This window comes from Prevotella melaninogenica ATCC 25845 (assembly GCF_000144405.1).
In the GTDB taxonomy this organism is placed as follows: Bacteria; Bacteroidota; Bacteroidia; order Bacteroidales; family Bacteroidaceae; genus Prevotella; species Prevotella melaninogenica.
Genome location: NC_014370.1, coordinates 1766483 through 1780211, shown reverse-complemented (window position 1 = coordinate 1780211; position 13729 = coordinate 1766483). Strand labels below are relative to the sequence as shown.

Annotated in this window: 12 protein-coding genes; 6 read left to right on the top strand and 6 right to left on the bottom strand. The window is 43.0% G+C overall.

What is annotated here, in order from left to right; translation table 11 throughout:
* Window positions 1–134: 134 nt before the first annotated feature.
* Together HMPREF0659_RS07080 and HMPREF0659_RS07075 are read right to left on the bottom strand one after the other, a co-directional pair.
* On the bottom strand, window positions 135–1103 hold the full coding sequence (locus HMPREF0659_RS07080; protein WP_013264314.1) for a phosphatase PAP2 family protein: 969 nt from the start codon (window positions 1101–1103) through the stop codon (window positions 135–137).
* Between the two features lie 81 nt (window positions 1104–1184).
* Window positions 1185–2174 carry an NAD-dependent epimerase/dehydratase family protein gene (locus HMPREF0659_RS07075; RefSeq protein WP_013264561.1) on the bottom strand — a complete coding sequence of 330 codons (990 nt, stop codon included), beginning with the start codon at window positions 2172–2174 and terminating at the stop codon, window positions 1185–1187.
* A 266-nt stretch (window positions 2175–2440) separates the two neighbouring features.
* On the opposite strand from HMPREF0659_RS07075, the gene rnr reads away from it, so the two are divergent.
* From rnr to HMPREF0659_RS07055, 4 genes are all read left to right on the top strand, one after another.
* Window positions 2441–4738: a ribonuclease R gene (gene rnr / locus HMPREF0659_RS07070; RefSeq protein WP_013264278.1), complete on the top strand. Its 2298-nt coding sequence runs from the start codon at window positions 2441–2443 to the stop codon at window positions 4736–4738.
* Window positions 4739–4746: 8 nt separating this feature from the next.
* The gene (trhA, locus tag HMPREF0659_RS07065) at window positions 4747–5403 is read left to right on the top strand and encodes a PAQR family membrane homeostasis protein TrhA (RefSeq protein ID WP_013264678.1); all 657 of its coding nucleotides are present in this window, start codon (window positions 4747–4749) and stop codon (window positions 5401–5403) included.
* Window positions 5404–5430: 27 nt separating this feature from the next.
* Window positions 5431–6246: a hypothetical protein gene (locus HMPREF0659_RS07060; RefSeq protein ID WP_013264484.1), complete on the top strand. Its 816-nt coding sequence runs from the start codon at window positions 5431–5433 to the stop codon at window positions 6244–6246.
* Between the two features lie 162 nt (window positions 6247–6408).
* Window positions 6409–7410, top strand: coding sequence for a C1 family peptidase (locus tag HMPREF0659_RS07055; protein WP_044045940.1), 1002 nt, complete (start codon window positions 6409–6411; stop codon window positions 7408–7410).
* 104 nt (window positions 7411–7514) lie between these two features.
* Here the strand turns inward: HMPREF0659_RS07055 and HMPREF0659_RS07050 are convergent, their stop codons facing one another.
* From HMPREF0659_RS07050 to HMPREF0659_RS07035, 4 genes are all read right to left on the bottom strand, one after another.
* Complete coding sequence (locus HMPREF0659_RS07050) at window positions 7515–8345, bottom strand: peptidase associated/transthyretin-like domain-containing protein (protein WP_013264287.1); 831 nt, start codon at window positions 8343–8345, stop codon at window positions 7515–7517.
* 446 nt (window positions 8346–8791) lie between these two features.
* Complete coding sequence (locus HMPREF0659_RS07045) at window positions 8792–9367, bottom strand: RNA methyltransferase (protein ID WP_044046012.1); 576 nt, start codon at window positions 9365–9367, stop codon at window positions 8792–8794.
* A 191-nt stretch (window positions 9368–9558) separates the two neighbouring features.
* Window positions 9559–9975, bottom strand: coding sequence for a SufE family protein (locus tag HMPREF0659_RS07040; RefSeq protein WP_013264161.1), 417 nt, complete (start codon window positions 9973–9975; stop codon window positions 9559–9561).
* Window positions 9976–10244: 269 nt separating this feature from the next.
* Window positions 10245–11489 (bottom strand): peptidase U32 family protein, encoded by a 1245-nt coding sequence (locus HMPREF0659_RS07035; RefSeq protein ID WP_044045939.1) that lies wholly within the window; start codon window positions 11487–11489, stop codon window positions 10245–10247.
* A 566-nt stretch (window positions 11490–12055) separates the two neighbouring features.
* Here HMPREF0659_RS07035 and miaB point away from each other — a divergent pair.
* A complete protein-coding gene (gene miaB, locus HMPREF0659_RS07030; protein ID WP_004358995.1) occupies window positions 12056–13384 on the top strand; it encodes a tRNA (N6-isopentenyl adenosine(37)-C2)-methylthiotransferase MiaB in 1329 nt (442 codons plus the stop codon).
* A 95-nt stretch (window positions 13385–13479) separates the two neighbouring features.
* Window positions 13480–13716, top strand: coding sequence for a hypothetical protein (locus tag HMPREF0659_RS07025; RefSeq protein ID WP_013264344.1), 237 nt, complete (start codon window positions 13480–13482; stop codon window positions 13714–13716).
* Window positions 13717–13729 lie beyond the last annotated feature (13 nt).

The window sequence follows — 13729 nt, the reverse complement described above, 5'->3', positions numbered from 1 at the left end:
GAGGAGGCATAAAATTAAAGGAGTCAAGTCAATAGTTTTTATCGTATTACATACTTTTCTTATACGAAGAAACTATTGACTTGACTCCTTTTATTGGCTTTATTATAGTCTTATTTCTTATTCAAAGTGTCACATTACTCCGTTATCATCTTACGTGATATGCGTAGGAGGATGGCGAAGAGGATAACTGCAGTGATGAAACCAGCGATGGCGTCAATGAGGTAATGCGCTTGAATATAAACTGTGGCACAGCAAAGCAGAAGATAGAAAGGTGCAAGGATAGCTAAAAGTTTATAGTTGCGATCGTGCCAAAGGAGTAACATACAGATAGTACTGACGCCAACGTGTGAGCTTGGGAAGGCTGCAGTAGGACGTTCGCCAGCTTCCTTCGCACTCTCAACAAGGTGATAGAAGATGCCATCAGTATATCCTGGGCTTGGTAAACAGTCCTGATGATGGTTGAAATAGTCGTGAACATTAGGGAAGATACCCGCTGTCACGTTCTGTAAACCAATCGCCTTATAATAGAAGGTAGGTCCTGTTACAGGCACGAAGATGAAGATGACGTAATAAATAAAGAAGGAAGAGAGGATGATAAAGGTAGCTCTATTAAACTCCTTATAGTACCAGCCGAAGTAATAAACAGCCGTTGCGGCTATCATTGGATAGTAGGCAGCATAGCCCATGTCGAACAACTCGCTGAAGATAGGACCTGGCAAAGCCTTTGAAAAGAGCAATGCTGGCTGACAACCAAAGAGGTCTTGCTCCCATTGCGCAAAGAGATGGTCGAGGTTGGGCAGGTGTCTATTGATTTCAAAGGTGTCAGGATACCACCATGCAAGCAGTCCTAACTGTACGCCAACACGTAGGAAACGAGTCGCTCTACAGGGAGCTAAGCGATAAACCACCCACATAGCAGCTGTCAAAGCAACGATGCGTAGACGCCCGAATATCATTGCCTGTGGGTTGTTAATAGTGGTGTACATAAAGAAGATGACGATGAGTGTCAACACCAAGTAAGCCATTACCACCCATTCGTATGCCATAAGTCCCTTTACGGGCTTCTTTTCTAATTTAAATAAGTCTATGATGAATTGTTTCATTGTTTGTTGTTATTGGGCTTATTAGGCCTATTAGCCTTACTAGCCTAATTGGGCCAATAAGGCTAATAATAATTAGCTAAATTACAGCCAGCCTTCTTTTTTATACCATTCAATTGTCTCTTTTACGCCTCGTTTGAGGTCGTACTCAGGCTTATAGCCTAACTCTTCAATCGCAGGACGGATGTTACAACGCCAGTTACGCTGCTTTAGAATCTGGTATTTGTCGTTGTTTAAAGCCGAAATCTTACCTGTCGCATGTCCGATAAGGTCGCCAAAGAACGTGACAACACGTAATACCCATATTGGAGCTGTGATGCGAATCCACCAAGGACGACCTAACTCCTCGTGGATAAGGTCGCTAAAGGTAGTACTCTGGTAGACCTTTCCATCGCTTAGGAAATAGGCACTGCCTATCTTTCCGTGCTCAAGTGCAAGGAAGGTAGCCTGTACCACGTCCTTAACATATACGAAGGTGATATCCTGCTGCTTATAGCCAACAGCGAAGTCGCTATGCCCCTTGATGCTTTTTGCCATTAGGAAGTAATCCTTCTCACGTGGTCCATAAACGCCAGTTGGGCGCAAGATAATATAAGGGAAGGACGAAGGCAACAACTGTTCAGCCTCCAACTTACTCTTACCGTAGGCTGTGTTAGGCTGTGGAGTATCTGTTGGCTCTATCTCTTTATAAGGTTGTTGCTCTCTGATAGCGCCAAAGATACTAAGACTTGATAGGAAAACAAAACGCTCCAAAGGTTGATTAAGCGCTTGAAGAGCCTCTACAAAGTTGCGGGTACCATCACGATTGACACGGAAGAAATCCTCCTTATTCAGACATTTCGTCACACCAGCGGCATGAACAACATAGTCAAACTGATGTCCAGAGAGCTGTTCTTTTAGTTTATCGACAGATGAGAAGTCTAATTCTATGAAATGAATCCGCTCATCCTGGAGGTATTCTCGTGAGGAAGTACGGCGTACTACCGCCCAAGTTTCCATACCCCTGCGCAGTGCTTCCTCCACGATAAAGGAGCCAATGAAGCCCGATGCGCCTGTTATAAGTATCTTTTTCATTAAAAATTTCGTTGCAAACGTTTGCAAAGATACAAACTTTTTCGTTACTTTGTGGAAAATAACAAAACTCAAGTTTCGGTTTTTAGATGTTTTGTATGTAGTGAACAGCATTGCAACTAAGTATCAAACCGTTTTGTCTCGGTCTACCGGACAGATACTACGGCTATTTCGGACAACTTGTCCGAAGCCCTCGGACAATAATCTTCGATGGTTTTTAGGATTGCTTATGATAACCTTTACTTGAGTTCAAAACAACTAATTCCACTATGAGGAAAGAAAAGAAAAGCAGCAAGCGATTGACTAAGAAGCAGCTTGCAGAGAAACTCATGAGTTTCTTTCAGACACAACCCGACGAGACATTTAGCTTTAAACAGATATTTCATGCACTCAAGCTGACCACCCATCCAGCCAAAATGTTGGCGATAGATGTGATGGAGGAATTGGCGTGGGACGACTTCTTGTCAAAGGTTGGAGAGAGTGCTTACACGTTGAATACCAAGGGACAGGTGCAGGAAGGTACCTTTATCCGTAAGGCGAATGGTAAAAATACATTCCTTCCAGAGGATGGTGGTACACCAGTCTTTGTCTCTGAGCGTAATTCTATGGCGGCTTTGAATGGCGACCAAGTGAGAGTTCAGTTCATGGCACGCCGTCAGAATCATATAAAAGAGGCAATGGTCATCGCGATACTGCAACGGAAGAAAGACACCTTCGTTGGAAGGTTGCGGGTCGAGAAGGACATTGCCTTTCTTGTAACTCAGGAGAATCTCTTTATTCATGATATCCTTATCCCTAAGAAGAAACTAAAGGGCGGAAAGACAGACGACCGTGCTTTGGTGAAGATTACCAAGTGGCCTGATGCCGACCATAAGAACCTTGTGGGCGAAGTGGTAGACGTCTTGGGTGAAGCTGGTGACAATGATGTAGAGATGAATACCATCCTTGCACAGTATGGATTGCCATATAAGTATCCTAAACGTGTCGAGGACGCTGCCAAGAAGATAAGTGCTGAGATTACAGCGCAGGACTATGCGGAGCGTGAAGACTTCCGTGACGTATGGACTTGTACGATTGATCCACGTGACGCGAAGGACTTTGACGATGCACTTTCTATCCGAAAGTTAGAGAGTGGACAGTGGGAAGTGGGCGTACATATCGCTGACGTGTCGCATTATGTCAAGGAAGGAGATATTATCGACCGTGAAGCCCAACAGCGTGCAACGTCAGTTTATCTTGTAGACCGCACTATTCCGATGCTTCCAGAGCGCCTTTGTAACTTTATCTGTTCGCTTCGTCCAGACGAAGAGAAGCTTGCTTTCAGTTGTATATTCAATCTTGACGATGAAGCAAACGTAAAGTCTTACCGCATTGTGCATACCGTTATCAAGTCGAATCGTCGTTATGCCTATGAAGAGGCACAGCAGATATTGGAAGACAATGGTGTTGTTGATGGTACAGGCGAGCCTGCTCCAGACCCGGGAAAGGCAGGATATAAAGGCGAGAATGCCGAACAAATCATTACACTCGACCGTCTTGCGAAGTTGATTCGTGGTCGTCGTATGAAGGCAGGAAGCGTGAAGTTCGATTCAGAAGAGCTCCACTTCGACATTGATGAGAAGGGTAAGCCAATCCGTTGTTACTTTAAGCGCTCAAAGGATGCCAACAAGTTGATTGAAGAGTTTATGCTCTTGGCTAATAAGACAGTAGCAGAAAGCGTCGGAATCGTGAAGAAAGGCAAGAAAGCAAAGACCCTTCCTTATCGCGTTCATGACAATCCTGACCCACAGAAGTTCGAGAACTTACGTGAATTTACAGCCAAGTTCGGTTATAAACTCAAGTCTGCAAGCACGAAGGGAGCTACTGCTCGGGCATTGAACAAGCTGATGGACGAGGTACAAGGTAAACGTGAAGAGAAGGTGATTCAGACGATTGCACTCCGTTCGATGATGAAAGCGAAATATACTACGCATAACATCGGTCACTTCGGACTTGCTTTTGATTATTACACCCACTTTACCTCGCCTATTCGTCGTTATCCTGACACAATGGTTCATCGCTTGATAACACGCTACCAGAACGGTGGTCGCTCGGCTAATAAGGAACATTACGAGGAGCTTTGTGAGCATTGTTCAGACATGGAACTCGTTGCGCAGAATGCAGAACGCGACTCTATCAAGTATAAGATGGTTGAGTTTATGAGCGAGCATATCGGTGAATGCTATGATGCACACATATCTGGTATTCAGAGTTTCGGTATTTATGCGGAGATAGATGAGAACCATTGCGAGGGTATGATACCAATGCGTGACCTCGATGATGACTATTACGATTTCGATGAGAAGAACTATTGTCTTGTTGGTCGTCGTCGTCACCACGTCTACCAGCTTGGTGATCCTATCCGCATACAGGTGGCTAAGGCCGATTTAGAGCGTAGACAGCTCGACTTCGCACTTGATGATGGTCGCCCATTAAAGGCTAAGCAGACCGCTGCAGAGTATGCTGTAAATAGGAAGAACGACCGAAAGAACAGCAAGCGTGGTAGCAAGAGCCGCAGAAGAAAGTAGTTGTCAAGGTGAGACGAAAGATATTCTTTTCACACAAAGAGGAACTATGGAACTCATGGAGTCATAGTGGAGGAATCGTACTGGGCGTAGTGTTCGGTACGATTTTCCTTGTTTGGTGCTCCCGTGAGAAGGCTGGTTGGGCAACAGCGGGTGTGATATTATATCTTGTCGGGATGCTTTTCAGTTATATCACGTCGACCGTCTATCATGCCCTCTCTGCCCATTCTGTATGGAAAGAACGGTTGCGGAAGTGGGACCATGCCGCTATTTATTGGCATATAGCAGGTTCTTATTCTCCCATAACACTGATAGCCTTGCGCAATCAAGGTGCTTGGGGCTGGGGTTTGTTTGCTTTTGTATGGCTCTGTGCAATACTCGGCACCATCTCATCCTTCCGTAAACTGCGTGACCATAGTAACTTAGAAACGTTGACATTCATCGGTATGGGGCTATCAGTATTGGTCGCCTTCAAGCCATTAGTCGATGCTTTAGAAACGCAATCGCTCGTCTGGATCTTTGCAGAAGGAGTCATGTATATTACTGGTGCACTGTTTTATTCGCTCAACAAGCGTAAGTATATGCACACAGTATTCCACTTCTTCGTCCTCGCAGGTAGCATTTGTCATATCATAGCCGTGTGGGGAATCCTAATGGAATACCTATGATTTGTACTCATATAAATACTAAAAGAAATGTTTAAACGTAGTTTCTTGCTTTCCATAATACTCATTCTTGCGGTCGTGAATACACAGGCGCAGGAACGACAATACACCCGTCTGAAAGGCTATTATCGTGTCTATCAGAGCACAAACTCTATGCTTAGCTATTTTATTGACGGTATGATGGAGTTTTATATACCGCTTTCTGACACTACTACTGAGGCTTCAGAAGGGAAGAAAGGATCGCCTTTTGTTGAACGAAAGTTTCTTGGTGAACGTCGTCGTAAGGCTCCGAAAGCCAATGGCGATGATACCTTTGTGCGCATTTCACTCCCTAATCTGGAACGGCAGACGCTCCTTAAGAGTATTGACAGCGAGGAATACTCCACTCGCAACAATGGAGATGTGTACCGATGGGCTGATAAATGCGGTAAGATAAGCAAGGAAAAGCGGAAGATTAATGGGAAGACAGAGGTCATTACAACCCTTGAGATGGACGAACTTGTCGGACAACCAAAGCACGAAGTAGATATGAGTCAGCTGCGTATGTATGGTATTGTGGCTCGTATGACTCAGTATGATGAGAGCGAGAGTTATCTCTCTAATAATCTTCTCCTTGCCTCACAGAAGCATCAAACCTTCTTTGCTCACTACCGTGGAGAGGATGATGACGAGCGAATTGACGTCTGGAGTGAGTTCTATGTATCAGACCGTATGACTATCACTGATAGTGAACTCAAACGTATTAAGAAAGAGAAGAACAGCGTTTGGACCTTCTCTATCCCTGCTGTTGTCCCACCATTAGACAAGGAAGTGGCTGAGGCTTGGACTAAGATGGTAGAGTATTGAGGGAGAGCAGAGACGAAGGAGTTAAGGAGTGAAAGGGAGTGAGAGGAGTTAAGACAAATGTTCTATAGTTAACTTAGCGATTGTTTTTAGTGCTGGTTATGGGATAATGCTGCATTATCAAGAACCAAATGCAAGACAGAAACGGTAATATTGAATTGAAGAATGAAGAAAAGTATCTTTATATTCTTGACATGTTTAGTGTTAGTAAGCTGTGGGCAACAACGGAGCAACATCTCTTTTCCAGAGGAGAAGTTCACAGTCGACTTGCGTCTTCCTACTACCCCAGTGAAGGATCAAGGTTCGAGTTCGCTCTGCTGGGTCTATGGAATGCTTGCAACCCTTGAGACAGAGCATATCATGCGGGGTGATTCTGTAAACTTAAGTCCTGACTATGTGGCACGTATGTACCTTAGTGAGCAGGCAAATCGTCGTCGTTTACTCCCTAATAAGATTGTTCAGAAGGAGGCTGGTATCACAACGCGTGGAATGTGTACTATGGCACTCGACCTTATACAAACCTACGGTTTGCAGCATTATGATGCCTATCGTCATAAGCCTGATATGGACTATAACGTTCTTTGTCGTAAGTTGGATAAGGGCAATGATGCGGAGAAACTATTGGATAAGTATATCGGACCACTACCCAATCAGGTCTTTATGTTAGGCGCATTATACACTCCATTAGAGTTTGCACATAGCGTATGCACTGATGATGAGTACGTAGCACTAACCAGTTTCACACATCATCCTTACGGACAACGCTTCCCTTTGGAAGTACCTGATAATTACTTTCATGACACTTTCCTCAATGTTCCACTCGACACGATGATGAATCGCATTGTTCAGAGTCTACGAGCAGGACATCCTGTGTGCTGGGAAGGTGACATATCAGAGCCTGGTTTCTTATTTGGAAATGGCTTTGCTGTGTTGAAACATGAAGAAAAAAAGGTGACAGCAGAGCGTCGGCAGGCTTCTTTTGAGGCACGTCGCACAACCGATGACCACGTCATGGAAATCGTTGGATTGGCCCACGACCAGCACGGCCGTCGCTTCTTCCTCTGCAAGAATAGCTGGGGAACAGCCAATCGCTACCATGGTTTTATGTTCTTAAGTGAGAACTATGTGCGCATGAAGACCATTGCCGTGGTGCTTCGAGCTATTTAAGACAAATACAAAACAAGGTGATAGGGACTGAGCACTCAGCCCCTATTTTTGTTACTATACCCATGAGAGTAGCCCTACTAAGACTAAACAGCCACAGAATAAGCCTAATGCATCCTAAGTATCAACTCACCTCCTGTTTGCATCACAGGGACCTCAACCACCGAAGAATACTCCTTATAATTATACTCTCCATATGGTAGACGATACAAGCTAAGCTTACTGTTCTGCTCAACTGCACATGAGATCTCCACCGTCTGACTATGTGTATTCTTCAGTTTCACGGGTTGGTAAAAGTTTAAATAGCCTCTTGCTTGATTAAAATTCTCCGGTATTTGATTCTCCATACCATACCAGACTTTATTACAAATGGCAAAGCTATCCTTCTCGTTAATAGTCCCATTCGTTTCTATCCTTACCTTCACAAGCTGCTTGCGAGGGATGAATATATTCTGCTCATACACCTGTCCTTTTTGTAAACGACCTGGCACTATATAATACGAATAGAAGATCTTTTTCTCACTCAACGGATGTACTGCTGTGATATCAGTAGGTAATAGAAACACTTTGTCATCCAACTTACTCAAATCCAACGTCATCTGTAGAGAGTAGTCGGTGCCTACATCAGCTGAATCAGTGGTCAAAGACTTTAATTCTTTGTCGCTTAAGTTGAAAAACATTATGTAGTCACCATCCTTATCCGTCGTTGCCTTGGCCTTATGATATACCTTAGTAGAAAAAATACCAGACATAATCATATAATCCAACTTCACTTCTATGTTAGGAATTGGTTGTCCGTCTGGCGTTTTAGCAACCCCTTTAATAATCAAACTCTTCGCATCAGGCCTATCAATAAAGTCATCTTCTTCAGAATGACAGCTTGCCAATAGCAACATAACTACTGGTAAAGCAAGTAGATACAATAATACCTTCTTCATAATCTATTCATTTTTAGTTTTAAGTTAAGTCGTTTTTAGATATCATAGCTTTAATATGATACCATCCTTCTATATTGATTTCGATTTCACAAAGGTATGTAATATTAGAAAAACAAGCAAGAAGATTGCTTGTAAAAATATGATTTTAAGGATTTATACACCATGAAGGGTAGTGGAAGTATGCGTATTAACAAACCCTATTCACAATAATAAGCGGTCAAACATTGCAAGGCTTATAATTTATTTTCATGAAAATAATTCTTTTTCTTCATGAAAATAAATATTTCTTTTCATGTAAATAATTATTTTTCTTCATGAAAATAATTCGCAGAAGGTGAACTCTACTACTGCTTTATTCCCACTTATGCAGGCTGTTTTCATGTGATTTGAAATCAAAAAGGGGGCATATACGCCCCCTATATCTTCTGTCGTCAGTTGTTTGAAACCTACTTTATAAGTAGCTGACGCGCAAACTCCCAAATGACAATACCGGTTGTTACACTAACATTCAATGAGTGTTTGGTGCCGAACTGTGGAATTTCAAGACAGCCGTCGCTCATATCCACGACACTTTGCTTTACACCTTTCACCTCGTTGCCTAACACGATAGCGTAGTGGGGGGATGGGTGTTGGGTGTTGGGTGTTGGGTGTTGATGGTTTGTTGGGTTCTGTGTGTTGAGGTCTTGTAGCTTTGTTGAGCCTTCCACTTGTTCTACACTATACACGAATACGCCTTGACGATGGAGTTCTTCGATGGCATCCTCTGTACGTTCAAAGTAACGCCAGTCAACTGAGTCCTCACCACCGAGTGCCGTCTTATGAATCTCTGCGTTAGGAGGTGTGGCGGTAATACCGCATAGATAGACAGCTTCCACACGGAAAGCATCAGCCGAACGGAAGACACTTCCTACATTATGTAACGACCGCACATCGTCTAACACAACGATGAGTGGCAGTTTATCAGCTTCCTTGAATTCTTCAAGGGAAAGCCTATTCATTTCTATTGTGTGTAGTTTTCTCATAAAATAATAAAGCCCGTCCATATACTACCAGCCCCTCCCCCTTCCCCTCCCCCATAGGGAGGGGCGTGAATACCGAGATACCCCTATGTTATGGATAGTTCTTGATGCTCTTTATAAAATAGCATGTCAGCTTATGTATGGTTTTTGTTATCTGCACTCCCCTCCTTTCGGAGGGGTTGGGGGAGGCTTTCTTACTGCAAACTAAACCCTACAGCATACGCCTTAATCTTTGTCACCATAGATAGCAAGCCGTTGCTACGTGTAGGTGAGAGATGCTGGCGGAGACCTATCTTGTCAATGAAATACAGGTCAGCATCGATAATCTCTTGTGGAGTATGATTGCTTAACACACGTATCAGAAGGGCAATGATACCCTTTGTGATGAGTGCATCAGAGTCAGCAGTGAAGATAAGTTTACCATCTACATTGTCACACTGCAGCCATACACGGCTCTGACAACCATCAATAAGGTTCTGCTCGTTCTTATACTGCTCCTCTAATGGCTCTAACTCGTTACCCAAGTCAATGAGCATTTGGTATTTATCCATCCAATCAGTGAAGTCCTCAAACTCACCAATTACCGCATCTTGTGCTTCGTTTATTGTCATAATTGCCTTATTTTAATTCAGAATTCATAATTCAAAATTCATAATTATGATTACCTTTGTTGGTAGAGTTTATTGCTACAAGCAATTTACTATATTGTTATTTACCATATAATATTAACCAATAGAAGTAATCATCGTTGTGAATTTGGATTGTGAATTATGAATGTTGAATTCAGAATTACCATACTAATCATAATTATGAATTGTGAATTCTGAATTTTGAATTAACACTAATCATAATTATGAATTGTGAATTGTGAATTATTAATTTACTTTGTTACTAACTTAAACAGTTTATCATTTGGGCGAACCTTGTCCGGTACAGGGATAGAAACACGCCAACCTTGTTCTGCTTTATCAACAGGATTGAGTTCGTAACGGATTTCTTCAGCATTGAGGAACATAGCTCCAGTGCTGTTACCAGTGATAAGAAGCTTCTCTCCCTTTACGAAGGTGTTAGCCTCAACAGCCACCTCAGCCACACCAAGACGAGAGAAATACTTTATCACCTTACCGATGAGCACCTTCTTCTCTGTAGCCTTATTGCCATAATCCTTTGTCCATTCGCCCATCTTCTGACCTTGATAGTAGCCATCCCAGAAGCCACGGTTGAAGACTGTTGAGAGTCGTTCGTCCCACTGGTCCTTCTTTTCTTCGGTGAAGGTACCATCGAGTACGCTCTCGATAGCCTCCTTGTAGCAGCTCACAACGGTGTGAACATACTCTGGTCCACGTGCACGACCCTCAATCTTAAACACACGTACACCAGCATCCATCATCTTATCAATGAAGCGAACACTCTTTAAGTCCTTAGGACTCATAATGTACTTGTTGTCAATCTCAAGCTGATTGCCAGTCTCATTGTCTGTAACCGTATAGCTACGACGGCATATCTGAGTACAAGCACCACGATTAGCAGAGCGGTTAGAGTCGTGAAGACTCATATAGCACTTGCCCGAAATTGCCATACAGAAGGCACCATGGCAGAACATCTCGATACGAATAGGCTGTCCCTTTGGTCCACAGATATTCTGTTTGATAATCTGTTCGTGTATTTCCTTCACCTGATCCATGTTCAGCTCGCGTGCCAATACGGCAACATCAGCAAACTGAGCGTAGAACTTTAGGGCGTCAATATTAGAGATATTCAGCTGTGTTGAGAGGTGAACCTCAACCCCCACCTGACGGCAATACATCATTACAGCAACGTCACTGGCAATGACAGCAGTGATATTTGCAGCCTTAGCAGCATCGATAATCTCGTGCATTGTCTCAATATCCTCGCCATAGATGACAGTGTTTACAGTCAGATAAGTTTGTATTCCCTTTGCGTTACAGGTCTCGGCAATCTCTTTGAGGTCGTCGATGGTGAAGTGGTTAGCTGAATGCGAACGCATATTCAGCTTCCCAATACCGAAGTAAACAGAGTTAGCTCCGGCATTGATGGCAGCTGCGAGCGACTCTCGTGAGCCTACAGGTGCCATTATCTCAAAATCATTTGTATTCTTGTTCATTGTTTTATTTTCATTACCAGGCAGTTATCAGGCATTGAGTTTATCAGTAACCTTTAGCCTACTTATCTCTATGCTTTTACTGACCTGTAGCTATCCTTTATTTATTGTGAATGTGTCTAATCGGTCTGCAAAGGTACGGAAAATATCCGATAAAGGGCGTAAACGAGTTTGTAAGTTTTGCAAATCTTACAATCTGATCAACCTAAATGCCGTTTGTATAGCCCTTCTTGATAATAAGTTCCACCTATATTGGTGATATACTGTAGGATGTTTATCCCTCCGCACGTGTGGTGTTAAGCCTCCGCACCATATGTGCTAAGCCTTCGCACCACTCGTGCTGAGCTTTATCACATTGGTTGAATATAAGTAAGACACAGCATAATTGTCGTGATAAAAGGAATGATATATCACTGGCAAAACTTGTATGAGAAATGTTTATCAAGCGACTTAATTAGATAAAAAGACCGTGTTAGCACGCCATAAGACTCAAATAGTCAGAACGTTTTTCGGTTGTATGCGATAAATTTAGTATCTTTGCATGCTAATTTTTTCGAGATAACAACAGAATGAAGAAACTATATATTGAGACATACGGCTGCCAAATGAATGTGGCAGACTCTGAAGTCGTGGCTTCAGTCATGAAGATGGCAGGCTATGACGTATGTGAGAATGAGGATGAAGCAGACGCAATCTTCCTTAATACCTGTTCTGTACGTGAGAACGCAGAGAACAAGATATACAATCGTTTAGAAGCTTTGCACGCTGAGCAGAAGAAAGGGCGCGACCTTATCTTGGGCGTGTTAGGATGTATGGCAGAGCGAGTAAGAGACGACTTAATTCAAAATCACCATGCCAACCTTGTGTGTGGACCAGACTCCTACCTCAACTTGCCTGATATGATAGCACAGTGTGAGAATGGTACGAATGCTTTGGATATCGAACTCTCTACCACTGAGACCTATCGTGATGTTATCCCACAGCGTATTGGTGGCAATAGAGTGTCGGGCTTCGTTAGTATCATGCGTGGTTGCAATAACTTCTGTCACTATTGTATCGTACCTTTCACACGTGGTCGGGAGCGTTCTCGTGATGTAGAGAGTATCTTGAAAGAGGTTAAAGACTTGCACGATAAGGGCTTTAAGGAGGTTACACTCTTAGGTCAGAACGTTAATTCATATGGCTTGTTGCCTAATGGTAAGCGTCCAGAGAATGGTGTTTCCTTTGCAGAATTGTTGCATAAGGTGGCACAGAGCGTACCAGATATGCGTGTGCGCTTCACGACTTCTAACCCAGAAGATATGACAGAGGATATTATTGAGGCAGTAGCTACCGAGCCTAACCTCTGTAATCATATCCACTTCCCTGCACAGAGTGGTAGTAATAGTGTGCTGAAGGTGATGAATCGTAAATATACACGTGAGGACTACCTTGAGAAAGTCGCTGCTATTCGTCGTCTTGTTCCTGATTGTGGATTGACAACTGATATCTTTATTGGTTATCATAATGAGTCAGAAGAAGACTTCCAGCAAACGCTTTCATTGATGCGAGAGGTAGGTTTCGATTCAGCCTTTATGTTCAAGTACTCTGAACGACCAGGTACTTATGCTGCAAAGCACCTCCCTGACAATGTATCTGAGGAAGAGAAGATTCGTCGTTTGAATGAGTTGATTCGCCTTCAGACTGAAATCTCTGCCGAACAGAACAAGAAAGATGAGGGAAAGGAGTTTGATATTCTTATCGAGCGCTTTGGTAAACGAAGCCGTGAACAGCTGATGGGACGTACGCCACAGAACAAGGCTGTAGTCATGCCACGTGGCAATCATCATATTGGTGAGACGGTCCGCGTACGCATTACAGGCTCAACCAGTGCCACACTCTTTGGAGAAGAAGTATAAATATAGTTTATATAAAAAGATAAAACCGCAAAACAATTTTGCGGTTTTACTATTTATACTTATATTTGCACATAGGAATTTAAATAAGAAGTAGTATGGATGCAGTTATCAATATTGGAAGTTTCCTGAACTTCGTCAACTCAATGTCACTCTCTCCGAGAGTCAAACGTTGGCTGGGTGAGCGACTTATTCATGAAGCAAAAGAAGAGGAAGCAAAGCTGGAGCATAAAGAGAAACTTGGTTTGCTCGGTAGTCTTGCTGGTTCATGGTCTGATGTTGATATTGATACTATGAAGTTGAGTATACAGGAGGGGCGCCAGTCCATATTATAAAAATAGAAAATTG